The following is a 254-nucleotide window of genomic DNA, read 5'->3' as shown; positions in this document are numbered from 1 at the left end:
CTTCAGGTACCACTGATCGATGGTGCGGCTGTAGGTGTCACGCAGCGTTGGTGGTGTCGTCGAGTCCCCCGAATCGTAGAACTGGCCGATGTAGGCGGTGGGGGCGGGCGTTGCGCCGCCAAACAGCGGGTCATTCGGCAGCGCCGTGTGCTTGCGCAATTGGTCGACGGCCACCAGTTCGACCTCGGGGTCGGCGGCCAGGCGCCGGGCGAGCTGGTCGCTGCTCAGGCCGCGGGCCACCACGACATGGGTGC

The 254-nt window shown here is 68.1% G+C and carries 1 protein-coding gene; it reads right to left on the bottom strand.

What is annotated here, in order from left to right:
- On the bottom strand, positions 1 to 254 hold a 254-nt coding region (locus RVY79_RS20620; RefSeq protein WP_317466464.1), incomplete at both ends, for a hypothetical protein.

The organism is Chromohalobacter sp. HP20-39 (genome assembly GCF_033052815.1).
GTDB lineage: Bacteria > Pseudomonadota > Gammaproteobacteria > Pseudomonadales > Halomonadaceae > Chromohalobacter.
The sequence above is the reverse complement of the archived record's forward strand: the minus strand, read 5'-3'. Positions and strand labels throughout refer to the sequence as shown.